The following is a 19,242-nucleotide window of genomic DNA, read 5'->3' on the forward strand; positions in this document are numbered from 1 at the left end:
GCCATGGCCATCACCATCGAACAAATCATGGATCAGGCCCAGGTTTACGCCTCGGCCTGGAGCATGGTCGGCGGGCCGTTCGACCAGGGCAATCAGCTGCTGCGGGCTCACGAGGAGAAACAGCTCCTGGAGGAGATGCTCGGACTGTTCCAGGAGCAGACCGACATGAATGCCGCTCCCGGAAACATGAAGGAGATCGCCGAGGGCCTGGTGCAGTGGCACCAGAACCGCCTTGGCAACCTCGACAAGATGATCAACGCCACCGAAGGCACCCAGGTGTGCCTGGGCGTCGACGATGCCAACCCAACAGTTCTGGATGGAGAGCTGCACAAGGTATGGCGTCTGGCGCTGCGCCTTGCCCGGCTGCAGTTCGAGAAGTTCCCGCTGTCCATCGAACGCACCGCCCCGGCCAGCGACGAGGAGGAGTGACCATGCGCGCCCCCAACGTCATCCCGCTCAGCGCCAAGATCGCCGCCGAGATCTCCATCCAGCACGCGCTACCGATGTGCACCGTGCTGACCCCGGAACTGGCCGACAAGCTCCGCGCCCTCAACGACATGACCCGCCGCCTTCGCGCGGCGGGCGTTCGCATCGAGGCCGCATCGCCGCTCGACGGCAAGATCTTCATCAACGCCGAGGACTCCGACCAGCTCGCCGCATCGTTCCGCAGCGAATGGCGCGGCGTGAGCTGGAGCACTAAAGGCGTCCACACCATCAACAGCGTCCGCCTCGGCGGCTGCTACGTCTGCTGGCTGACGCCGGCAAAGGGGCTGCCGTCATGAGCCAGGCCGAACAACTGCAGCAGGAGCTGACCGAGATGCGTGAGTCCATGCAGCGCATGGACGATCGCTACAACCAGCTCTCGCTCGCGCTGCACCACCTCACCCAGGCCAGCAATCTGCTCTGCGCTCAGATCGCTGTGATGTGCGAGGCCCACATGGCCGGCGATAACGCGCTGGTCATGCGCCAGGTCGAGCAGTTCACCCAGGCCTACCGCGCCAACCTCAAGCTCGCTGACGGGAGGGTGCATTGATGAACCTCGAAGCACGCCTGCGCGAAGCCCTGGAGCTGCTCAAACGCAGCGCCGGCTACGCCTCGGCCTACCCGAGCATCGGCGGCCACAGGCTGAGTACCGAGATCAGCGAGTTCCGCGGCCAAGTACTGGCCGAACTCGACCACGCCACCCAACAAGCCGAGGAAGAGACCCATGGCTGAGCAAATCGACATCCCCGCCGGCTTCGTCAAGAACGCCGCCGGCCACCTGGTGCCGGAGCACCAGGTGCGCGAACACGACAAGTTGCGCGACCAGGTCGCCGGCGATCTGGCCAAGCAGGCCGTGGCCATCAGCGAGTCCCTGGCCGCCTTCAAGGCCAAGGCCCTGGGCGATATCGCCGACCTGATCGCCATCTCGGCCGAGAAGTACCAGGTCAAGCTCGGCGGCAAGAAGGGCAACGTCTCGATCGTCACCTACGACGGCCGCTACAAGATCGAGCGCGCCATGGCCGAGCGCATCACCTTCACCGAGGAGATCCTCGCGGCCAAGGAGCTGATCGACCAGTGCATCCGCAAATGGAGCGAAGGCGCCGACCAGCACCTGCGCATCCTGGTCGACCGCGCCTTCCGCGCCAACCGCCAGGGCCAGATCAAGACCGGCGACGTGCTCAGCCTGCTGCGCGTCGAGATCGAAGACCCCGACTGGCAGCGCGCCATGGAGGCCCTGAAGGACTCCATCCAGGTCAACGGCACCGCGGTGTACATCCGCGTCTACCAGCGCGTCGGCAACACCGACCGATACGACCCGATCAACCTGAACATCGCGGCGGTGTGAGATGGCTACCCCGACGAAAAAGCAGATTGCAGCCGGGCAGCGGCGCAGCCTCAAGGCGATGCGGGCGAAGCTGCTGGAAATGGCGGCGGCCTGGGATGAGGTCGACCAGTACCACCTGAACATCCTGGAAGAAGCTGCAGACAAGCTGCTCGATGTTCATAGCGAGCTGCTCGAAGCCGCAGAGGAGGAGTGACATGCCAACCCTCGAATGCACCGTGAAGTACTACATGGGTGCCTACCAGACCAACACCGTGCGCAGCCAGCGCGCTAGCTGCAGCCACTCCGAGGACGAGGCCGTGCGCCACCTGGGCGTGAAGCTGTTCGGCGAGCAGCTCGACCACGTCGAGCGCATCGACATCAAACCCGGCGATAAGCCGGGCATGAGCCGCTGGCTGATCGTTGGCCGGGAGGCGTGATGTCTATCTCGAAAGGCGTACTCAGCAAGATCCACATCGCCAAGGGCCAACTGGGCATGGACGACGACAGCTATCGCGCGCTGCTGCGCCGCGTGGCAGGCGTCGAGTCGGCAAAAGACCTCAACTCGCGCCAGGCCGGGCGGTTGATGGTCGAGCTGGAGCGGCTCGGGTTCAAACCAAAGCCCAGCAGCAAGGCAGCAGGCAAGCCGCACAACGCCCAGCAGCTCGGGCCGCGCATCGACAAGATCGAGGCCCAGCTCGCTGACATGGGGCTGCCGTGGGCCTATGCCGACGCCATGGCGTTGCAGATGTTCAAGGTTCAGCGGGTGGCCTGGCTGAAAAAGGCCGAGCAGCTCGACGCCCTGATCGCTGCACTGCACGTCGAGCAGGAGAAGCGCCAGCTGCTCAACCAGGTGGAAGCCCTGTGCAAGCGCCTCGGGGTGGACACTCCAGAACGCCTGGAGGGTTTGGAAGAACTGCCCGAGGGGTGGCGCAGGCAGCGTCCAATCCTCAAGGCCCTGGTGGATGCCCTGAATGCGGCGGTCAACGCGCAGGAGGGCGACTGATGCAGCTGCAATGCCCATGCTGCGGCGAGCAGTTTCCGATCGAGGCCGGCTTCGCAGACGCGGACGGCAAGAAGCTGGCGGCCATGCTCGCCGGCCTCGATCCGAAGCTGGGCCGGGCGGTGCTCAACTACCTGCGCCTGTTCAGCCCGGCCAAACGCGGCCTGCGCATGACCCGCGCCATCAAGCTGCTGGAGGAGCTGCTCGACCTGGTCAACGCCGGCACCGTGCAAAAGGACGCCCGCACCAACGACACCAAGCCGGCGCCGCCCAGGATCTGGACGGCCGGCATCGAGCAGATGCTGATTGCCCGTGATCGCCTGACGTTGCCGCTGGAGAACCACAACTACCTGCGCGCGGTGGTCTACGGCATCGCCAGCGACCCCGCCCAGGCCCAAGCCGCCGCGCCGGCCAAGCCGGCCCGCGCGGCTGCCACCACTCAACAGATCCTGCAGGACGCCCTCGGCCGCATCGAAGCCGATCGCCGCCTGGGCCTTATTAATGAAGAGGAAGCCGATCGCCGCATTCAGGCGGCAAGGGGGAACGCATGAGCACCAAGCCCACAGCGATGGCGGAGAAGCGCCACGAACTACTCAGCGATATCGCCGACCACGTCGCGGCTGTGGTTTCGGAGCACGGTGTCGACGCGAAGATCGCCGAGCAGGCTGGCGCGGCGGTGGTCGAGCATCTGTCCAATACCTGGGCGGGAAGCTGCGTCACTTTCCCGAAAGACTTCCGCTGGCGGATCACCCAGCGGGATCTTGAGATCCTGAGCAAATTCAACGGCCGCAACCACCACGCGCTGGCCGTTGAATACGACATGACAGAGAATGCGATATACAAGCTGCTCAAGCGGACGCAGGACAGGAAGTTCGACCGCGACCAGCACAAAATCGACTTCGGCGACGGCCTGTAACCCAGGTCGCCGCCGTTTCACCTACGGCAACACTGTTACAAACCCCATCCCGCTATTTTCCCCTTCGTTCCTTTATATCCCGCCTTTATCGCGCTTTCCCTGTGTTATTTTTCTCAAGCCTGCACAACATGAGTGACCAGCACGACGAACGTCGACGTTTCCACCGGATCGCCTTCGACGCCGACAGCGAGATCCTCCAGGGCGAACGGCGCTGGGAGGTCTTGCTCCACGACGTCTCCCTGCACGGCATCCTGGTCGGCCAGCCGCAGGACTGGAACGGCGACCCGCAACGGCCCTTCGAGGCCCGCCTGTACCTGGGCCTGGATGTACTGATCCGCATGGAGATCAGCCTGGCCTGGGCTCGCGACGGCCTGCTCGGCTTCGAATGCCAGCACATCGACCTCGACTCCATCAGCCACCTGCGCCGCCTGGTGGAACTGAACCTGGGCGACGAGGAACTCCTCGAGCGCGAGTTGGCCCTGCTGGTCAGCGCCCACGACGACTGAGGCGGATCACTCGAAGAGGGCGTCCAGGGCCTGCTCGAGGCGCGTCACGGCGATCACCTGCAATCCCGCCGGCGCCTCCTTCGGCGCGTTGCCGAGGGGTACGATGGCACGCTTGAAACCATGCTTGCCGGCTTCCTTCAGGCGCTCCTGGCCGCTCGGCACCGGACGCACCTCGCCGGACAGCCCGACCTCGCCGAACACCAGCAGGTCGTGCGGCAGCGGGCGGTTGCGCAGGCTGGACATCACCGCCGCCATCAACGCCAGGTCGGAGGCGGTTTCCAGCACCTTGACCCCACCCACCACGTTGAGGAACACGTCCTGGTCGTAGGTCGGGATACCGCCGTGCCGGTGCAGCACCGCCAGCAGCATCGCCAGGCGGTTCTGGTCGAGGCCCAGGGTCACCCGCCGCGGATTCGCCAGGTGACTGGTGTCGACCAGCGCCTGGACCTCCACCAGCATCGGCCGCGAGCCTTCCCAGGTGGCCATCACCACGCTGCCGGGCACCGCTTCCTGGGCCCGCGTGAGGAAGATCGCCGAAGGGTTGCTCACTTCCTTCAGGCCTTTGTCGGTCATGCCGAACACTCCCAGTTCGTTGACCGCGCCGAAGCGGTTCTTCACTGCCCGCAGCAGACGCAGGCGGCCGTCTGACTCGCCTTCGAAATACAGTACGGTGTCGACCATGTGTTCGAGCACCCGCGGGCCGGCCAGGGCGCCTTCCTTGGTCACGTGGCCGACCAGGAAGATCGCCGTGCCGCTCTGCTTGGCATAGCGCACCAGCATCGCGGCGCTCTCGCGGACCTGGGCGACGCCGCCCGGCGCCGATTGCAACTGCTCGGTGAAGATGGTCTGGATCGAGTCGATCACCATCACCCGCGGCTGCTCCTGGCGCGCGGTGGCGATGATGGTCTCGATGCTGGTCTCGGTCATCACCTTGAGCTTGTCTTCCGGCAACGACAGGCGCCGCGCGCGCATCGCCACCTGCTGCTGGGATTCCTCGCCGGTGACGTACAGCGCCGGGACGCGGCTGGCCAGGTTGCAAAGGGTCTGCAGGAGAATGGTCGACTTGCCGATGCCGGGATCGCCGCCGATCAGCACCACCGACCCGTCCACCAGGCCGCCGCCGAGAACCCGATCCAGTTCGGTGGAACCGGTCGTGAAGCGCGGCATCTCCTCGACGCTGACCTCCGCCAGGGTCTTCAGGTTGGCCTGCTGGCCGGCCCAGCCGCCGCGCCCGGAGCCGCTCGGCGCGGCCTCGACGACGGTCTCCACCAGGGTGTTCCAGGCCCCGCAGTCCGCGCACTGGCCGGCCCATTTCGGGAAGGTCGCGCCACACTCGGTGCAGCCGTACATGCGCTTGGCCTTGGCCATGGGAACTCCTCTCGCGGGCAAAGCGCAGATGATAGCCGCTGGCTTGATTCCGATCAGCCTCGATCGACCGCGCTTCGCGCGACACTGATGGCCGGACAAGGAGACTTCCATGCGCACACTGCTGTTCCTGCACCTGCTGGGTGCCGCGATCTGGGTCGGCGGCCACCTGGTCCTGGCCCTCGGCATCCTCCCCCGCGCCCTGCGCCGCCGCGATCCCCAAGCGATCCGCGCCTTCGAGCAGGTCTACGAGCGGATCGGCATCCCCGCCCTGCTGCTGCAGGTGGTCAGCGGCCTGTGGCTGGCCAGCCTGTGGCTGCCGTTCGACCACTGGTTCGGCGCCACGCCGGTGGCCCGTGCCCTGCAGCTCAAGCTGCTGCTCCTGGCGGCGACCGCCGCCCTGGGCGTGCATGCGCGCCTGCGCCTGATCCCGAACCTGGACGCCGAGAGCCTGCCGAAGCTGGGCTGGCACATCGCCGCGATCACCCTGGTGGGCCTGTGTTTCGTCGCGGTCGGACAGAGTTTCCGTTTCGGCGGCGCCTTCTGAGCATGCCCACATGAAAGAGGGCGCCGGAGGCGCCCTCTTTCATGCCGTTGTCGTGAATGAATCAATGGCCTTTTCCGTTGGCCTTCCTCAGCCTCTCGGCGATTTCGTCCTTGAGTTGCACCCGTTGCTGCTTCAACCCCTGCAGCGCCAGGTCGTCGAGGGGTTCGCGACCGCCCTCGACCTCGTAGATGCGCTTGTCGAGGCTCTCATAGTCCGTCGCCAGGCGAGTGAAGTGGGCGTCGTTGCCATGAAGTTGCTTCAGTTCGGCATGAAAATCCGGAAACTCCCGGGAAAGCGGATGTTGCTCGAGCGGCATGACGGACCTCCTCTGACGTTGTATACGACACCTCCAGACTAGCCCAGCAGGCCTCCTCCGAACATTGCCCCCGATCACTTCGCCGCCGCAGTGCCGTTCAGTTCGCCGCGTCGCAGGCTTTCCACGCTGTTGCCCAGCGCATCGCGGGCGCCAAGGTCGGCACCGCGCGCCGACAGCGCCTGGAGCAGCTCCTCGCGCTTGAACAGCGCCGCGTACATGGCCGCGGTCTGCCCTGCGCCGTTGCGCTGGTCGGGGCTGCATTGCGCGCCGATCAGGCGCCGGGCGATGCGGACCTCGCCCTTGAAGATGGCGCCCATCAGGGCGGTGTTGCCGCGCGCATCCTGGACGCAGGGGTCGGCACCGGCCTCCAGCAATTGTTCCACCGCTCCGCCATGGCCGTGGTAGGCGGCCAGGATCAGCGCGGTATAGCCCTTGGCATCCTGCACATCGAGGTCGAAGCCGGCCTCGACGAATTCCTTCAGCATGGCCTGGTCACCGCGTCGGGCGGCATCGAAGAAGTAGTCGCGCAACCGCGCTTCGACCTCGACCCCATGCACCTCGCCACCCTGCGCGGCCAGCGCCGCGAGCAGCAAGCCTGCCAGAATCCAACCTCGCATCGTCGTCATCTCCCGCCAAACCGATAGAGGAAGGGCGGCCTGGATGGCCGCCCCGGTTGCGATCAATCCTGGAGCTTCGCCGCCAGTTGCCGGACGCGCTGCAGATCGGCCCCAGCCACCTTGGCCAGGCCCGTACCGTAGTCGCTGTCAGCCTTGTAGAAGTAGGAAAGCATGATGTACTTGCTCTCGTCGTCGGTGATCGCCAACGCCCCGCCGAGACTGGCGATCAGGTCGGCCTGGTCCTTCTTGCCGTAGGAGCGGAACAGCTCGCCGGTCTGCTTGAAGTTCTGCTCGCGCTGGATCTTCGCCTGCTGGGTGGTGCCACTCAGCGGGGTCCGCACGTAGCGGGCGCTGGCCTGCTCCTCGCGCGGATCGAGCCGGCTCGGCTGGTAGTTCACCCCGCTGGTACTGTGTCCGGCGTTCAGCGCGCCGTCCTGGTTGACGGTATTGACCTCGCTGCGCGGGCGGTTGACCGGCAGGCCCAGGCCGTTGGCGCCGACCCGGTACATCTGGGTGTCGGCGTAGGCGAACAGCCGTCCCTGGAGCAGGCGATCCTCGGAAGGCTCGATGCCCGGCACCAGGTTCGACGGCGCCATGGCGACCTGTTCGGTTTCCTGGAAGAAGTTGTCGACGTTGCGGTTCAGCACCATCTGGCCGATCTTGCGCTCGGGAATGCCCGGCCAGATCTTGGTCGCGTCCAGCGGATCGAAGTCGAATTTCGCCAGGTCCTCGGGCTTGAGCACCTGGATGTACAGGTCCCATTTCGGGAAGTCGCCCTTCCGGATCGCGCTCACCAGGTCATTGGTCATGTGGCTGTAGTCGCGACCCTGGACTTCCGCCACCTGTTTCGGATCGAGGTTCTTCTGGCCCTGCAGGCTCTTCCAGTGGAACTTCACGTAGTGCACTTCGCCCCTGGCGTTGACCAGCTTGTAGGCATGCACGCTGTTGCCGTCCATTTCCCGGTAGCTGGCCGGGGTGCCCTCGTTGGAATACAGCAGGGTCAGGGTGCGGGTCGCCTCCGGCACGTGGGAGAAGAAATCGAAGCGTCGCGAGTCGTCGTCGAGGTTGCTGCGCGGGTCCGGCTTGAAGGCATGGACCATGTCCGGGAACTTGATCGCATCGCGGATGAAGAAGGTCGGGAAGTTGTTGCCCACCAGGTCCCAATTGCCGTCGGCGGTATAGAACTTGGTGGCGAAACCGCGCGGATCGCGCAGGGTTTCCGGGGAGTGGTTGCCGTGCACCACCGCGGAGAAGCGCACGAATACCGGGGTCTTCTCGCCCTTGCGGAAGACCTTGGCCATGCTCAGGTCGCTGATATCGGCGCTGGCGACGAACTCGCCATGGGCGCCGGTGCCACGGGCATGCACCACGCGTTCGGGAATGCGCTCGCGGTCGAAACGTTGCAGCTTCTGCAGCAGTTGCACGTCCTGCAGCAACACCGAACCGTTGGGCCCGGCGGTCTGCGAGTTCTGGTTGTCGCCCACTGGCGCACCGTTGTCACGGGTCAGGGTCGCGGCCTGCACGGACAGCGACAGGAGGCTGGCGGTCAGGCTTGCCGCCACCAGCAGGCGGCCAGGACGGAAGGCGTTCAGGGAAGGGTTCATGGAAGAGCTCCTAATGGCTTTGTCAGGCGTCTTGTTGCGCCCGACCAAGGTAAGGAGCGCCGCCGGCGACGCTAAATTGAAAAACCTCACCGCGCCGATTAGGAATATCAATGCGCCCATGAATCGCAAAAAGAAATAAAAAAGACCGCCAGCCGAAGAAAGCCCGCGCTGATGCACCAGGCACTCCCAGTCCGCTCGCCGGTAAACGAGTTCACCTTCTTATTTGCCTGCGAAGTTAGGTCGGAGAACCTCGCCACTCCAACTTCAACTTCCGGCATCGGCATGGCGCAGTTCCAAGTTGCCGAAGTTGCTTTGTCTTCTTTCTTGGCGAATTCCTGAAAATCGACATGAGTGTAATGTTTTTCCTCTAAACTTCGTTTCTCCCCACAAGACCCGACGCAAACGTATGCCTTGCGAATTTTCGCGTTGCCGGGGGGAACCAAAACACCAATCTTCCAGCCTGAGCAACTTGCCGAAGGCTGCATTAGACTGCCTTTACCTATTAGCGAAATACAGGGAGTGAACCCATGGGTCTTCTGAGTGAATTCAAAGCCTTTGCCGTCAAGGGCAATGTCGTGGATATGGCTGTCGGTATCATCATCGGCGCGGCCTTCGGCAAGATCGTCTCGTCCTTCGTGGGCGATGTGATCATGCCGCCGATCGGACTGCTGATCGGCGGAGTCGACTTCTCCGACCTGGCGATAACATTGAAGGCCGCCGAAGGCGACGTGCCGGCGGTGGTGCTGGCCTATGGCAAGTTCATTCAGACCATACTCGACTTCGTCATCGTGGCCTTCGCCATCTTCATGGGGGTCAAGGCGATCAACCGCCTCAAGCGCGAAGAAGCCGTCGCGCCGTCCGAACCGCCAGTGCCGAGTGCCGAGGAAACCCTGCTGACCGAGATCCGCGACCTGCTGAAAGCCCAGCAGAACAAGTCGTGATCACGTCGGCGGAACAATGAAAAAGGGCCCGAACGGGCCCTTTTTCATTGCCGGACAACAGGCCGGGCGGCGGCGCTATCCGCCGCTACTCCGCGGGCACGCACCTACCAGTAGTTCTCCACCGCCACCTGCCCCGGGCGCCGGGTCAGACTGAGGTTCATGCCGCGAGCCTTCAGCACGGCGCGGGTGTCCTCGATCATCTGCGGGTTGCCGCAGAGCATCACTCGCGAATGCTCCGGGGTCAGTTCCAGGTCGGCGATACGCTCCAGATCGCCGTTCTCGATCAGCGTGGTGATACGTCCGTTCAGGCAACCGGGTACCTGCTCGCGGGTCACCACCGGGATGAACTGCAGCTTGCGGGCATGCTCGGCCAGGTATTCGCGCTCGGCGAGGCCGGCGATCAGCTCGCGGTAGGCCAGCTCCTTGCTCTCGCGCACGCTGTAGACCAGCTTGATGCTTTCGAAGCGCTCCCAGACCTCGAAGTCCTGCAGGATCGAGACGAACGGCGCCACACCGGTCCCGGTGGCCAGCAGCCAAAGGTCACGACCATCCACGAAGCGGTCGAGGGTGAGGAAGCCGAAGGCCTGGCGATCAACCAGCAACTGGTCGCCCTCGCGCAGGCGGCTGAGTTCGCTGGTGAACTCGCCGTCCGGGACGACGATGGAAAAGAAGTCGAGGAATTCGTCATGAGGCGCCGAAACCATCGAGTAGGCGCGCCAGACGATACTGCCGCTGGGCTTGTACACGCCGAGCCGGGCGAATTGCCCGGCGCGGAACCGGAATCCCGCGTCGCGGCTGGTACGCAGGGTGAACAGGTTGGGAGTCAGAGGCTGCACGTCGAGCAGCGTCTGGCGGGTGAATTTCTCTTCGCTGGCGGTCATGGTCCGCTCCGGATACCGATACTCCCCTAGTGTCCCGCAAAGCACCCGGCAGAAACACCCGCAAGGCTTGTGGCTATCCCCGCTGACGGGGATAGCCAGCGGCCGATCAGCGCTTGCGGTTGACCACCTGGGCCGCGCGCAGCACGTCGCTGCCGATCTGCGCCTCGTAGTTCTTCCACAGCGGCTTCATGGCGTTGCGCCAGGCCTCGTGCTCTTCCGCGCTGAGGCTGACCAGGCGGCTCTTGCCGGCGGCCAGCAGGTGCTCGCGCTCCTTCTGGTTGAGCGCTTCGGCTTCCTTGTTCACCACCAGGGTGACCTCGTCGACGATGCTCTCCAGTTCAGTGCGGGTCTGGTAGGGGATGCTGGTCCAGAATGCCGAGCTGGTGATCAGCATGTAGCTGAGCGCGCCGTGATTGGTCTCGGTGATGTACGGCTGCACGCTGTCGATCTTCTGTCCGGCGAGGTTCGACCAGGTGTTCTCGGTGCCCTGCACGCTGCCGGCCTGCATAGCCTTGAGGGTCTCGGCGTAGGACAACTGCTTGGCGGTGGCGCCGAGCATGGCGAACTGCGCTTCCAGCACCGACGACGGCTGGATACGGAAGACCAGGCCCTTGGCATCGTCCGGCCGGTGCAGCTCGCGAGTGGCGGAAAGCTGCTTCATGCCGTTGTTCCAGTAGGCCAGGCCATAGATACCGTGCTTGGCCATGGAGCGCAGCAGTTCGCGGCTCTTGTCGCGCTTCTGGAAACGCTTCAGGGCCTCCAGGTCATCGAACAGGAACGGCAGGTCGAATACCTGGAGTTGCTTGGTATAGGGCTCGAACTTGGACAGTGAGGTGGCCAGCATCTGCACCTTGTTGGCGCGCAGGGCCTCGATCTCGTCGGCGTCGCCGAACAGCGTCGAGTTGGGGTAGACCTCGACCTTGACCTTGCCCGGCAGACGCTCCTCGGCAAGCTTCTTGAACAACAGCGCCCCCTTGCCCTTGGGCGTGTCGTCGGAGACCACATGGGAGAACTTGATCACGATCGGGCCGGCGTCCTCGGCATGGGCGACGGCGGAAACGGCGAACAGTGCGGCGAGCGCCACACCGACAAACGGCTTGAACATCGATGTACCTGTGCGATGGCAACGACGAGCCCCGCGACGGCTCGCACGGGTCTCGTTCGGAAAACGGGTTGGGAGACGGTCGCCGCTCGAAGTGGCGAAGGCGCCCGTCCAGGCGCTACCGGGTCATGACAGGCGCTATCGAAGCCCTAGCCCGGTTATTATTGGCGTGCCCGGCTGGATGACTCGTCGGTAAGGAAACGACTAACCAGAGCCGGGTAAAGAATTTTTCGGCATATCCGTGTGCCGCACAAGCTGGAGAACTCCAACCAGCTCTCAGTTTCGACAGATTGTTAATTGACGAGCGGGATTCGCCCCGCCGGGAACCCGATGCCTCTATTCGCCACCCCCTTCGCCCAGCTCGATCTGGTCCGCCAGCCCGAGCAGGACGGCGAGCCCCTCCAGGCGTTCGACGCCGCCGACGAATACCTGCTCAACCAGTTGCACGAACGGGGCGTGACGGCGCAATGCCGGGTGCTGGTCCTCAACGACGCCTTCGGCGCCCTCGCCGCGAGCCTGGCGCCGCACGTCCAGGTCACCAGCAGCGGCGATTCGCACCTGGGCTTCCTTGCCCTGCGCAAGAACCTCGCGCGCAACGGCCTCGACCTGGGCTCGGTGCGCTTCGTCCCGGCCAGCGAAACCGCCGTGGGGCCCTTCGATCACGTGTTGGTCAAGGTGCCGAAGACCCTCGCGTTGCTGGAGGAGCAACTGATCCGCCTGCACGGCCAACTGGCACCGGGCGCGCAGGTCGTCGCCGCGGGGATGGTCAAGCACTTGCCACGCGCCGCCGGCGACCTGCTGGAACGCTACATCGGCCCGATGCACGCTTCGCTGGCGGTGAAGAAGGCCCGCCTGCTGATCGCCGAGGCAGCGGAGCGCCCGCAACCGCGCTCGCCCTATCCGACCCGCTATCACCTGGAGCAGCCGCCGCTGACGCTGCTCAACCACGCCAACGTATTCTGCCGAGAAGGTCTCGACATCGGCACCCGCGCCTTCCTCCCGCACCTGCCGCGCAGCCTCGGCGCGCTACGCGCCGCCGACCTGGGCTGCGGCAACGGGGTGCTCGGCATCGCCTACGCGCTGCTCAACCCGCAGGCCGAGCTGACCCTGGTGGATGAGTCGTACATGGCCGTGCAGTCGGCACGGGAAAACTGGCAAGCAGCGCTGGGCGAGCGGCCGGCGACGTTCCGCGCCGACGATGGCCTGGCCGGCCAGGCGGCGGGCTCGCTGGACCTGGTCCTGTGCAACCCGCCGTTCCACCAGCAGCAGGTGGTCGGCGACTTCCTCGCCTGGCGCATGTTTCTCCAGGCTCGCGATGCCCTGGCGGCGGGCGGCGAACTGTGGATCGTCGGCAACCGCCACCTGGGCTACCACGCCAAGCTCAAGCGGCTGTTCCGCAGGGTCGAGCAGGTCGCGGCGAATCCGAAGTTCGTGATCCTGAAAGCGGGAAAATAGTCAGCCGAGCGCCGCCGGGGTGTCCACGTCGCGGAGTACGCCCGGATCGTCGCACGGTACCTCGCGCCAGGCCGGACGATGGGCCAGCAGCACGCGGCGCGCGCCCTGGTCGCCGTCCAGTTGCGCAAGCGCGTCCCAGAAAGCGCGGCCGAACAGCACCGGATGACCGCGCTGGCCGTCGTACAGGGGAAACACGATGGCTTCGGGAGTGGCCATCGCGGCCAGACGCTCGAGGGTATCGGCGGCGATCCAGGGCATGTCGCCGAGCAGGACGGCGATGGCCCGGGCCGGGCTGTTCCTCGCCGCCGCGACGCCGGCGGCCAGGCTGTGGCCCATGCCCGACGAGGCGTCGAGGCTGTGGACAAGCCGCTGTTGCGCCGGCAGGCCCAGGCTCGCCGGGGTGTCTCCGGCACGCACCACCACCCGCACCTCGGCGAACGCCTCGCGCGCCCGCGCCACGCTGGCCGCCAGCAGGGTCGTGCCATCAGCCAGGCGCGCCAGGCGCTTGTCGCTGCCGAAACGGCGCCCCTGCCCGGCCGCCAGGACCAGGCACAGCACCTCGTCGGCGGCGACCATCAGAGCCGCTCGCGGGGAATGCCGTTGCGGATGCGAAGAATGTCCGCCAGCACCGCCAGGGCGATTTCCGCCGGCGTCTTGCTCCCCAGGTTGAGGCCGATCGGCGCGTGGATCCGCGCCAGTTCGGCGTCGCCCAGGCCGCCGATGCGCCGCAGGCGCTCGAAGCGTTTCTCCGAGGTCGCCCGCGACCCCATCACGCCGATATAGAAAGCTTCGGTACGCACCGCCTCGAGCATCGCCAGGTCGTCGATCTTCGGATCGTGGGTCAACGCCACCACCGCCGTATCGGCGTGGCAACCGCCGTCGGCGATGAACAGCGAGGGCAGCTCGCGACGGATCTCGATGCCCTCCAGCAGCACGCCGCGCAAGGCTTCTTCGCGCGGGTCGCAGAGGATCACCTCGAAGCCCAGGCCCTTGCCGAACTCGGCGCAGGCATGGGCGACGCTGGAATAGCCGGCCAGCAACAGGCGCTGGGCGGCACCGACGCGCAGGCGCACGCGCTCGCCGTCGCGTTCCGCCCGTGGGCCGTGGCTGGAATCGTCGCGCAGGCTGCGCGCGCCGCTGCCCAGTTCGACCTCGCGGAGCAGGCGGCGCTGGCCAAGCAACGCCGACTCCAGCTCGCGCAGATGGGCCTGGACGTCGCAGTCCGGCGCCAGGTTTTCCACCAGTACGTCGAGGATGCCGCCGCAGGGCAGGCGCACGTTCGAGTTCGGGTCGTCACCCTCGCCGTAGCGCACGATCACCGAGGGCTCGGGGAAACCGCCGGCGGCGACCCGCTCGAGGAAATCATCCTCGACGCAGCCGCCGGACAGCGAGCCGATCCATTCACCGCTGGCGTTCACCGCCAGCAGCGATCCCGGCGCGCGGGGCGCCGAGCCGTAGGTCGTGAGCACGGTACAGAACCACACCCGTTCGCCGCCCACGGACCACTTCAGCGCCTTGCGGACCACCTGTAGATCGAGGTGTTGCACGATTCACTTCACCTTGACGGTATGCACCGAAGCGCTCTCCGTCTTCAATTGCGCGACCTGTTGGGGACCGAGGTCACCGGGCAATCCGCCCCAGGTCTGGCGCAGGTAGTTGAGCAGGTCCGTGAGTTGCTCGTCGTCGAGTTTCCCGGCGAAACCGGGCATCGGTTGCATGCGTTCGAAGCCGGTGAACTGCTGTTCGACGATGCCGTCTTCGATCACTCGCAACAGATTACGCGGGTCTTGCAGGCGCAGGGTAGTGTTGCCGTTCATCGCCACCGCGATATGCGGCTTGCCCTCGCCTTCGCCGCCGTGGCAGCCGGCGCAGACGTTGAGGTACTGCTGGCGACCGCGCTTGCCGCTGTCGTTCAGCTGCGCCTCGGGTAGCGCCTGGACCACCTTGGCCGGCGGCGGCTGGTCGCCGAGCAGGTAGGTGGCCATGGCCGCCAGGTCGCCGTCGTCGAGGTGCTGGGTGCTGTGGTGCACCACCGGGAACATCTCGTTGAACATGCTGCCCTGGGCGCTCATGCCGTGCTTGAGGAAGCTCGCCAGGTCCGGCTGGGTCCAACCGCGCGCGGCAAGGTCGCCGGGCAGCAGGCTGGGCGCCAGGTAGCCGTTGAGCAGGCCGCCGCTCAGGCGCTTGTCCTGCTCCAGGGCGCCGGCCAGGTTGCGCGGGGTATGGCACTCGCCGCAGTGGCCGAGCACCTCGACCATGTACTGCCCGCGTTTCCAGGCCTCGCTGCGCCCTTCCTCCGGCTGCAAGCGCACGCTCTTGCCGTAGAGCAGGTTCCAGCCGGCCAGGCCCATGCGCACGTTGAACGGGAAGCTCAGGCTGGTCTGCGGCGCCGGCCGGGCGATCGGCTCCTGGGCCATCAGGTAGGCGTAGATGGCGTCGGCATCCTCGCGCTCGATCAGGTGATAGGAGGTGTAGGGCATCGCCGGATAGAGGTAGGCGCCGTCCTTGCGCTTGCCCTCGGTAAGAGCGGCGAAGAACTCGTCGGCGCTGTAGGCGCCGATGCCGTGTTCCTTGTCCGGGGTGATGTTGGTGCCGTAGATGGTGCCGAACGGCGACTGGATCGGCAGCCCGCCGGCGAACGGCGCGCCGCCCTCGGCGGTATGGCAGGCCATGCAGTCGGCGGCGCGGGCGAGGTATTCGCCGCGCTTGACCAGCGCCGCGTCGGCGCCGGCGGCGGAGGCCAGGAACGGCGACAGCGCGGCCAGCGCCAGGGCGAGGCCGGAAAGGGTGCGTTTCATCCTCAAGCCTCCTTGACCAGGCCGAGTTCGTCGAGCACGTCGCGGGTGGCGCTGTAGTAGCGCACGTAGCCGGTGCAACGGCAGATGTGATGGCCGAGGCTGTCCTCGATCGCCTGCTCCAGCTCGCTGCGCTTGATCGGCTGGCGCTGGGCTTTTTCCACCAGCACGGTGGCGGCGTTGACGAAGCCCGGCGCGCAATAGCTGCACTGGAAGGCGAACTGGTCGACGAACTTCTGCTGGATCGGGTTCAGCTCGCGGATGTCGCCATTCTCGTCGCGCTGGGCATGGCCCTCGATGGTGCGAACCTTCTTGCCGTCGAAGTAGTGCGCGCCGGTGATGCAGGTGCGCACTTCCTCGCTGGTGCCGTCCGGATTGTCGACGATCACCACGCAGGCATGGCAGATGCCCTGGCCACAGCCCAGGCGCGAGCCGGTGAGGTTCTGGTATTCGTGCAGGTAGTCGATCATCGGCAGGTCTTCGGCGACCTCCACCGGACCGATGGCTTGACCGTTGAGGGTCATCTGGAGCTTGCGGTTAGCCATGGAGGGCCTCCTTGATGCGGGCGGGAGTGATGGGCAGGTCGCGGACGCGCTTGCCGGTGGCGTGCGCCACGGCGTTGGCGATGGCGCCGACCACCGGGATCATCACCACCTCGGCGATGCCCTTGGCCGGATCGGTCGGCGACAGCGGCGGGAGGATCTCCGCCGTCTGGTTCCACACCGCCACGTCCTTCGCCCGCGGCAACCGGTAGCGGTTGAAGTTCCAGTCCCCTTCCGCGGGGCCGCCCTCGTAGAGCGGCATTTCCTCCAGCAGCGCATGGCCGATACCCATGGCGATGCCGCCCTCCAGCTGGCCCTTGACCAGCTCTGGCACCAGCACCCGGCCGCACTCGATCCAGGAATGGTGGTCGAGCACCTGCACCTCGCCGCTGCCCTTGTTCACCTTCAGCTCGACCAGGGTCGCCACCGGACTGTAGTAGGTGACCATCGCGTTGTTCAGCTGGGTCGCCGGATAAGCCGGATTCTGCCGGTCGAGCAGGTGGAAGCCGGCGCTGTTCATCATCGCCTTCTTCACTCCCGGCGCGCCGTCGCCGTACTTCACCGCCATGGCGTCGAGCGGCAGGCGTTCGCGCACGCCATCGATGACGAAGTCCGCCTCGGCCCAGCTCCAGCGGTTGAAGCCGTGGACGCTGACGCCGGTGACCAGGCCCATCTCGTGGGCCTTCTTCGCCAGCTCGGCGAAGGGAATCGGCGCCAGGCCGTTGCCGGTCAACTGGCCGTCGACCCATACCGCGTTTTCGCGGCGCACCACATAGGGATTGGCCTGGCCGCCGAACGGACCGCTGCGCCACAGCGCCAGGGCCGCCGGCCACAGGCCGTGGTTGAACAGTACGCGCGCGGCTTCGCGGGTGGCGTGGCTGAAATAGAACGCCGAGTTGGTCGCCGACGACGGCGAGGCCAGCTTGCCGACCCAGCGCGGATCGCGTAGCGCGGCGTCCTGCTCGGCCTGGCTCATCAGGTAGGGATTGCCCTTGGTGGTGAGCCGCAGCTCGGGCCATTCGGTCTCGGCGGTCTTCACCTCGTCCGCCGGACGGCCGAGGAAGTCGCCGACCACGAAGGCCTGCGAGGTGGACATCCCGGTACCGATCTCGGTGCCGATGTGGCGCAGGCTGATGCGCCCGTCGGCGCTGAACTCGATGCTCGCCATCGGCGCCTCGGCGCCGGTGCCGAAGTCCTTCTGGCAAATGGCGAAGCCGACCCCATACCAGTTGTCCGGGTCCTCCGCGTCGAAGCGCTTCTTGCGTGCGTCGCGGTCCTTCCAGACCTCGTGGGCAGCGGCCTTGTCGAGGATCTCGTGCAGGCGCAGGGCACCGGCCGGGACCGCGCCCTGGGTGTTCTTCATGCCCGAGCGCAGGGCGTTGCGACGACGCAGGTCGATGGCGTCGACGCCCAGCCGGCCAGCAATCTCGTCGACCATCATCTCGGTCGCGGCCATGGTCTGCAGGGTACCGTAGCCGCGCATCGAGCCGGCCTCCACGCCGCGCGAATGATAGGCGGTGACCGCCAGGTCGTTCTGCGGCATGTAGTAGATCGACTGCGCGGCGGTGGCGCCCACCGCCGCCACCGAGGCGCTGTAGTTGGCGCGCCCGCCGCCGTCGGCGCTCATGTCGGCGCGGAAGATGCGGAAGCCGAGGTCGTTCCTGTCTACCGCCAGTTGGTAGCGGATGTCGAACGGGTGGCGCTTGATGCCGCTCTGGAACTGCTCGTAGCGGTCGTTGGCCAGGCGCACCGGCACACCCTCGCCATACAGCGCGGCGAGCGCGGCATAGAAGACGAAGATGTTGTTGTCCTTGGAGCCGTAGCCGACGGTATAGCCCGGATGGATGTTGAGCTTCTCCAGGGCGAAGCGCGACGGCTTGATCATGTGCACGCTTTCGTAGGCGACTTCGAACGGGCACTGGGTGGCGACCACGAAGTGCAAGGTCTTGCTCGCCGCGTCGTACCAGCCGTTGCCGTTGTCCGGCTCCAATGCCGCCGGCTCGATCGATGGGGTCTTGTAGCGCTCGTCGAAGACCAGCCAGTCCTGCGGCGGGTTTTCCAGTTGCTCGGCCATGCGCTTGGCATGGAACAGCCCCTGCTCGGTGAGGTCGCCGTGCAGCTTCGGCTCGCGGGTCCATACCGGTTTGCGGTTGAGGATGGTGGGGAACAGCATCGAGTCCTTCAGGCTGGAGAACTCGTCGTCCTCGTAGGGCGTCTTGCCGCCGACCCGGACGAAGCGATAGCTGCCGTAGGGATCGCCCTGGTACAGCGGGGCCTGGGCGCCATAGCGGATCGCCTTGTCGTTGAACTTGAGCTTGAGCTTGGCCCGGCGGAAGCGCTCGAAGTCGTTCCAGATCAGGATCGCCACCGGATGGCCGATGAACATCGGCACCTTGCCCGGCGGCAGGAGCGGATCGGGCGAATGCGCCTCGGGGAAGACGATGCCGTCCTTCTCCAGGTCGGCGGCGGTGACGATACGGTCCGGCTGCAACTCGGCGCCCAGCCAGGAAAGGTCGTGGCCTTCGTAGATGCGGTCGGCGCGAACAGTCTTCAGCAACATGGCGTGGCCTTGCTGCTGCGGCCAGCCGGGCATGTCCCTGGCGCGGATATCGCGGGCGAACACCTTGTTGCCGCAGACCTTGGACAAGGCGTCGTTACGGAAACGGACCTGGCCGTTGCCCGCCATCCAGCGCTGGGCGGAAACGGTCACCTGGTTCTCGAACAAGGCAGCGAACGCCTGGCTGCCGAGCGGCGCCAGGGTGACACCCACGCCGGCGATCAACCCGCCCTGGAGAAAGGCGCGCCGGGATATATCACGGTTGGACATGCAAGTTCCTCTGGGTGGTAC

Annotated in this window: 26 protein-coding genes; 14 read left to right on the forward strand and 12 right to left on the reverse strand. The window is 66.0% G+C overall.

Annotated elements, in window-relative coordinates; translation table 11 throughout:
- Nucleotides 1-3 precede the first annotated feature (3 nt).
- From M6E97_RS30510 to mapZ, 11 genes are all read left to right on the forward strand, one after another.
- A complete protein-coding gene (locus M6E97_RS30510) occupies nt 4-429 on the forward strand; it encodes a host nuclease inhibitor protein (protein ID WP_267262485.1) in 426 nt (141 codons plus the stop codon).
- Between the two features lie 2 nt (nt 430-431).
- Nucleotides 432-782: a hypothetical protein gene (locus tag M6E97_RS30515; RefSeq protein WP_267262486.1), complete on the forward strand. Its 351-nt coding sequence runs from the start codon at nt 432-434 to the stop codon at nt 780-782.
- Complete coding sequence (locus M6E97_RS30520) at nt 779-1,033, forward strand: hypothetical protein (RefSeq protein WP_267262487.1); 255 nt, start codon at nt 779-781, stop codon at nt 1,031-1,033. Before M6E97_RS30515 ends, M6E97_RS30520 begins: the two co-directional genes overlap by 4 nt.
- Nucleotides 1,033-1,215 carry a hypothetical protein gene (locus M6E97_RS30525; protein WP_024308347.1) on the forward strand — a complete coding sequence of 61 codons (183 nt, stop codon included), beginning with the start codon at nt 1,033-1,035 and terminating at the stop codon, nt 1,213-1,215. Before M6E97_RS30520 ends, M6E97_RS30525 begins: the two co-directional genes overlap by 1 nt.
- On the forward strand, nt 1,208-1,828 hold the full coding sequence (locus M6E97_RS30530) for a DUF3164 family protein (RefSeq protein ID WP_267262488.1): 621 nt from the start codon (nt 1,208-1,210) through the stop codon (nt 1,826-1,828). Before M6E97_RS30525 ends, M6E97_RS30530 begins: the two co-directional genes overlap by 8 nt.
- A gap of 1 nt (nt 1,829) precedes the next feature.
- On the forward strand, nt 1,830-2,021 hold the full coding sequence (locus M6E97_RS30535) for a hypothetical protein (protein WP_024308345.1): 192 nt from the start codon (nt 1,830-1,832) through the stop codon (nt 2,019-2,021).
- A 1-nt stretch (nt 2,022) separates the two neighbouring features.
- Nucleotides 2,023-2,244, forward strand: a complete 222-nt coding sequence (locus tag M6E97_RS30540; RefSeq protein WP_267262489.1) for a hypothetical protein — start codon at nt 2,023-2,025, stop codon at nt 2,242-2,244.
- A complete protein-coding gene (locus tag M6E97_RS30545) occupies nt 2,244-2,810 on the forward strand; it encodes a gp16 family protein (RefSeq protein ID WP_267262490.1) in 567 nt (188 codons plus the stop codon). Before M6E97_RS30540 ends, M6E97_RS30545 begins: the two co-directional genes overlap by 1 nt.
- On the forward strand, nt 2,810-3,358 hold the full coding sequence (locus M6E97_RS30550; RefSeq protein WP_267262491.1) for a hypothetical protein: 549 nt from the start codon (nt 2,810-2,812) through the stop codon (nt 3,356-3,358). Before M6E97_RS30545 ends, M6E97_RS30550 begins: the two co-directional genes overlap by 1 nt.
- Nucleotides 3,355-3,723 carry a Mor transcription activator family protein gene (locus M6E97_RS30555; RefSeq protein ID WP_267262492.1) on the forward strand — a complete coding sequence of 123 codons (369 nt, stop codon included), beginning with the start codon at nt 3,355-3,357 and terminating at the stop codon, nt 3,721-3,723. Before M6E97_RS30550 ends, M6E97_RS30555 begins: the two co-directional genes overlap by 4 nt.
- Nucleotides 3,724-3,851: 128 nt before the next feature.
- The gene (gene mapZ, locus M6E97_RS30560; RefSeq protein WP_003094864.1) at nt 3,852-4,229 is read left to right on the forward strand and encodes a cyclic di-GMP-binding protein MapZ; all 378 of its coding nucleotides are present in this window, start codon (nt 3,852-3,854) and stop codon (nt 4,227-4,229) included.
- A gap of 6 nt (nt 4,230-4,235) precedes the next feature.
- Here the strand turns inward: mapZ and radA are convergent, their stop codons facing one another.
- On the reverse strand, nt 4,236-5,597 hold the full coding sequence (radA, locus tag M6E97_RS30565) for a DNA repair protein RadA (protein ID WP_003094867.1): 1,362 nt from the start codon (nt 5,595-5,597) through the stop codon (nt 4,236-4,238).
- A gap of 109 nt (nt 5,598-5,706) precedes the next feature.
- Between radA and M6E97_RS30570 the strand changes: the two genes are divergently transcribed.
- Nucleotides 5,707-6,141 (forward strand): CopD family protein, encoded by a 435-nt coding sequence (locus tag M6E97_RS30570; RefSeq protein ID WP_009316247.1) that lies wholly within the window; start codon nt 5,707-5,709, stop codon nt 6,139-6,141.
- 61 nt (nt 6,142-6,202) lie between these two features.
- Here M6E97_RS30570 and M6E97_RS30575 read toward each other — a convergent pair whose 3' ends face one another.
- From M6E97_RS30575 to M6E97_RS30590, 4 genes are all read right to left on the reverse strand, one after another.
- A complete protein-coding gene (locus M6E97_RS30575) occupies nt 6,203-6,457 on the reverse strand; it encodes a YdcH family protein (RefSeq protein WP_003094873.1) in 255 nt (84 codons plus the stop codon).
- A gap of 74 nt (nt 6,458-6,531) precedes the next feature.
- Nucleotides 6,532-7,083: an ankyrin repeat domain-containing protein gene (locus M6E97_RS30580; protein WP_016562360.1), complete on the reverse strand. Its 552-nt coding sequence runs from the start codon at nt 7,081-7,083 to the stop codon at nt 6,532-6,534.
- A gap of 53 nt (nt 7,084-7,136) precedes the next feature.
- On the reverse strand, nt 7,137-8,678 hold the full coding sequence (gene katB / locus M6E97_RS30585; RefSeq protein WP_003094881.1) for a catalase KatB: 1,542 nt from the start codon (nt 8,676-8,678) through the stop codon (nt 7,137-7,139).
- Nucleotides 8,679-8,785: 107 nt separating this feature from the next.
- The gene (locus M6E97_RS30590; protein WP_126620935.1) at nt 8,786-9,163 is read right to left on the reverse strand and encodes a hypothetical protein; all 378 of its coding nucleotides are present in this window, start codon (nt 9,161-9,163) and stop codon (nt 8,786-8,788) included.
- A gap of 42 nt (nt 9,164-9,205) precedes the next feature.
- Here M6E97_RS30590 and mscL point away from each other — a divergent pair, with 42 nt between their 5' ends.
- Entirely contained in the window at nt 9,206-9,619 is a 414-nt protein-coding gene (gene mscL / locus M6E97_RS30595; protein ID WP_003094890.1) for a large-conductance mechanosensitive channel protein MscL, read from the forward strand.
- Nucleotides 9,620-9,723: 104 nt separating this feature from the next.
- Here mscL and M6E97_RS30600 read toward each other — a convergent pair whose 3' ends face one another.
- Together M6E97_RS30600 and M6E97_RS30605 are read right to left on the reverse strand one after the other, a co-directional pair.
- Nucleotides 9,724-10,500 carry a ferredoxin--NADP reductase gene (locus M6E97_RS30600; protein ID WP_003094892.1) on the reverse strand — a complete coding sequence of 259 codons (777 nt, stop codon included), beginning with the start codon at nt 10,498-10,500 and terminating at the stop codon, nt 9,724-9,726.
- Between the two features lie 106 nt (nt 10,501-10,606).
- Nucleotides 10,607-11,605: a DctP family TRAP transporter solute-binding subunit gene (locus M6E97_RS30605; RefSeq protein WP_003094894.1), complete on the reverse strand. Its 999-nt coding sequence runs from the start codon at nt 11,603-11,605 to the stop codon at nt 10,607-10,609.
- A gap of 327 nt (nt 11,606-11,932) precedes the next feature.
- Between M6E97_RS30605 and M6E97_RS30610 the strand changes: the two genes are divergently transcribed.
- A complete protein-coding gene (locus M6E97_RS30610) occupies nt 11,933-13,057 on the forward strand; it encodes a methyltransferase (RefSeq protein ID WP_021264096.1) in 1,125 nt (374 codons plus the stop codon).
- Here the strand turns inward: M6E97_RS30610 and M6E97_RS30615 are convergent, their stop codons facing one another.
- From M6E97_RS30615 to M6E97_RS30635, 5 genes are read right to left on the reverse strand one after another with little or no spacing between them, the layout of a single operon-like run.
- Nucleotides 13,058-13,633 (reverse strand): nucleotidyltransferase family protein, encoded by a 576-nt coding sequence (locus M6E97_RS30615; RefSeq protein ID WP_003094898.1) that lies wholly within the window; start codon nt 13,631-13,633, stop codon nt 13,058-13,060.
- Nucleotides 13,633-14,604: an XdhC family protein gene (locus tag M6E97_RS30620; RefSeq protein ID WP_015503668.1), complete on the reverse strand. Its 972-nt coding sequence runs from the start codon at nt 14,602-14,604 to the stop codon at nt 13,633-13,635. Before M6E97_RS30620 ends, M6E97_RS30615 begins: the two co-directional genes overlap by 1 nt.
- Before the next feature lie 3 nt (nt 14,605-14,607).
- Nucleotides 14,608-15,855 carry a cytochrome c gene (locus M6E97_RS30625; protein WP_003141588.1) on the reverse strand — a complete coding sequence of 416 codons (1,248 nt, stop codon included), beginning with the start codon at nt 15,853-15,855 and terminating at the stop codon, nt 14,608-14,610.
- A 2-nt stretch (nt 15,856-15,857) separates the two neighbouring features.
- Nucleotides 15,858-16,397, reverse strand: coding sequence for a (2Fe-2S)-binding protein (locus M6E97_RS30630; protein ID WP_033938438.1), 540 nt, complete (start codon nt 16,395-16,397; stop codon nt 15,858-15,860).
- Complete coding sequence (locus M6E97_RS30635; protein WP_003135031.1) at nt 16,390-19,221, reverse strand: xanthine dehydrogenase family protein molybdopterin-binding subunit; 2,832 nt, start codon at nt 19,219-19,221, stop codon at nt 16,390-16,392. Before M6E97_RS30635 ends, M6E97_RS30630 begins: the two co-directional genes overlap by 8 nt.
- Nucleotides 19,222-19,242: the final 21 nt, after the last annotated feature.

The organism is Pseudomonas sp. B111, assembly GCF_026428275.1.
GTDB classification, from domain to species: Bacteria; Pseudomonadota; Gammaproteobacteria; order Pseudomonadales; family Pseudomonadaceae; genus Pseudomonas; species Pseudomonas aeruginosa.

Coding starts and splice junctions, on each gene's coding strand:
- M6E97_RS30510 (WP_267262485.1), top strand. CDS start 4: ATGGCCATCACCATCGAACAAATCATGGATCAGGCCCAGGTTTACGCC.
- M6E97_RS30515 (WP_267262486.1), top strand. CDS start 432: ATGCGCGCCCCCAACGTCATCCCGCTCAGCGCCAAGATCGCCGCCGAG.
- M6E97_RS30520 (WP_267262487.1), top strand. CDS start 779: ATGAGCCAGGCCGAACAACTGCAGCAGGAGCTGACCGAGATGCGTGAG.
- M6E97_RS30525 (WP_024308347.1), top strand. CDS start 1,033: ATGAACCTCGAAGCACGCCTGCGCGAAGCCCTGGAGCTGCTCAAACGC.
- M6E97_RS30530 (WP_267262488.1), top strand. CDS start 1,208: ATGGCTGAGCAAATCGACATCCCCGCCGGCTTCGTCAAGAACGCCGCC.
- M6E97_RS30535 (WP_024308345.1), top strand. CDS start 1,830: ATGGCTACCCCGACGAAAAAGCAGATTGCAGCCGGGCAGCGGCGCAGC.
- M6E97_RS30540 (WP_267262489.1), top strand. CDS start 2,023: ATGCCAACCCTCGAATGCACCGTGAAGTACTACATGGGTGCCTACCAG.
- M6E97_RS30545 (WP_267262490.1), top strand. CDS start 2,244: ATGTCTATCTCGAAAGGCGTACTCAGCAAGATCCACATCGCCAAGGGC.
- M6E97_RS30550 (WP_267262491.1), top strand. CDS start 2,810: ATGCAGCTGCAATGCCCATGCTGCGGCGAGCAGTTTCCGATCGAGGCC.
- M6E97_RS30555 (WP_267262492.1), top strand. CDS start 3,355: ATGAGCACCAAGCCCACAGCGATGGCGGAGAAGCGCCACGAACTACTC.
- mapZ (WP_003094864.1), top strand. CDS start 3,852: ATGAGTGACCAGCACGACGAACGTCGACGTTTCCACCGGATCGCCTTC.
- radA (WP_003094867.1), bottom strand. CDS start 5,597: ATGGCCAAGGCCAAGCGCATGTACGGCTGCACCGAGTGTGGCGCGACC.
- M6E97_RS30570 (WP_009316247.1), top strand. CDS start 5,707: ATGCGCACACTGCTGTTCCTGCACCTGCTGGGTGCCGCGATCTGGGTC.
- M6E97_RS30575 (WP_003094873.1), bottom strand. CDS start 6,457: ATGCCGCTCGAGCAACATCCGCTTTCCCGGGAGTTTCCGGATTTTCAT.
- M6E97_RS30580 (WP_016562360.1), bottom strand. CDS start 7,083: ATGACGACGATGCGAGGTTGGATTCTGGCAGGCTTGCTGCTCGCGGCG.
- katB (WP_003094881.1), bottom strand. CDS start 8,678: ATGAACCCTTCCCTGAACGCCTTCCGTCCTGGCCGCCTGCTGGTGGCG.
- M6E97_RS30590 (WP_126620935.1), bottom strand. CDS start 9,163: ATGCAGCCTTCGGCAAGTTGCTCAGGCTGGAAGATTGGTGTTTTGGTT.
- mscL (WP_003094890.1), top strand. CDS start 9,206: ATGGGTCTTCTGAGTGAATTCAAAGCCTTTGCCGTCAAGGGCAATGTC.
- M6E97_RS30600 (WP_003094892.1), bottom strand. CDS start 10,500: ATGACCGCCAGCGAAGAGAAATTCACCCGCCAGACGCTGCTCGACGTG.
- M6E97_RS30605 (WP_003094894.1), bottom strand. CDS start 11,605: ATGTTCAAGCCGTTTGTCGGTGTGGCGCTCGCCGCACTGTTCGCCGTT.
- M6E97_RS30610 (WP_021264096.1), top strand. CDS start 11,933: ATGCCTCTATTCGCCACCCCCTTCGCCCAGCTCGATCTGGTCCGCCAG.
- M6E97_RS30615 (WP_003094898.1), bottom strand. CDS start 13,633: ATGGTCGCCGCCGACGAGGTGCTGTGCCTGGTCCTGGCGGCCGGGCAG.
- M6E97_RS30625 (WP_003141588.1), bottom strand. CDS start 15,855: ATGAAACGCACCCTTTCCGGCCTCGCCCTGGCGCTGGCCGCGCTGTCG.
- M6E97_RS30630 (WP_033938438.1), bottom strand. CDS start 16,397: ATGGCTAACCGCAAGCTCCAGATGACCCTCAACGGTCAAGCCATCGGT.
- M6E97_RS30635 (WP_003135031.1), bottom strand. CDS start 19,221: ATGTCCAACCGTGATATATCCCGGCGCGCCTTTCTCCAGGGCGGGTTG.